Source organism: Oleiphilus sp. HI0061, from assembly GCF_001635675.1.
The window spans coordinates 1-1155 of the sequence record NZ_LWFE01000583.1; the positions used below are offsets into that span (position 1 = coordinate 1).

At 46.6% G+C, this 1155-nt stretch carries 1 protein-coding gene; it reads left to right on the forward strand.

Translation table 11 applies throughout. The annotated features are described in order from the left end of the window. The coding region (locus A3735_RS07650; protein WP_304439979.1) for a DNA polymerase III subunit gamma/tau C-terminal domain-containing protein at positions 1–1155 on the forward strand (1155 nt) is incomplete at both ends.

A 1155-nucleotide genomic window follows, 5' to 3' on the forward strand; every position in this document is an offset into this window, starting at 1 on the left:
ACCGAGACTGGCGTTAGTGCAATGCTGGGGACGGTTGACCAGAAAAAGATCTATCGTATTCTGGATTGTTTGATTTCAAGAAATGCGGCAGCGATGCTTGACGAAATTAAAGCGCTCGCCGAATTTTCCCCAAATTATGCTTCAGTGTTAGCGACGATTGCAGAAGTGCTTCATCGTGTGGCTATCGAGCAGGCTGTTCCTGGCGCTTGTGATAACTCTATGGGTGATCAGGAGCACGTCGTTTCCTATGCTCGTAAGTTATGTGCCGAAGATGTTCAGCTTTTCTATCAAGTGGCCTTGGTTAGTCGTCAGGACTTGGCGATTACGCCTGACCCTAAATCTGGCCTTGAAATGGCCTTGCTCAGAATGCTTGCTTTCCAGTTAAGCCCTAGTGATCAGCTAGGAATTGATATTGTCACAGCGCCTGTAGGCAATGAAGTGCCGGTTGCTGAAGAGCAAACTGTGCAAAGTGCTCCGCTAGAGAATAATTTGTCTGAGGACGAAAGCAAAAAAAAAACACTTCTGAATAGTGAAGGTTTAAATGTTGAGGGTGTAGCACAAGTTGAACGGGCACCTGTTGAGACCTCTGAGTCGACTGCCAGCCGCTTACAAGAGCCTGTTGAAACGCAGAGCTTTGCAGAAACTGAGCAGCCTGTTACCAGCGTTGTTGAAAGTCCAGTTCAAGAACCTGTCTCGGAACCAGTGCCTGAACCTGATAAACAATCTACTTTGCGGAATGAGGAAAAATCTCCTATTGCAGAGAGTTCGTCTCAGGATCATGTAGAGAAAAGTGAGCTTGCCGCAGATGTCCTTTCAAGCGGATGGAATAAGCAGGTGACACAATTGGGTCTTAGCGGAATGACGCTTAATTTAATGCTTAACTCAGTGCTAGAAGAGAACCCGGACGGCTTGAATCTTTATTTTGAGGCTGGACACTTTCGTTTGCTAAATCCAAGTCATGAAGGGCGGATTCGTGAATCATTGAGTAAAGAAGTGGCACAAGGGCGAAATATTACTTTCTTCGAGGGCTTAAAGCCCGAACACGAGTCGCCGATGATGTGGCGTGAACGCGTGAAAGCGGAAATGGGGGAGCAAGCAAAACTGAGTGTTGAAAATGACCCCTATGTCCAACAGATGATTAGAGAGTTTGATGGT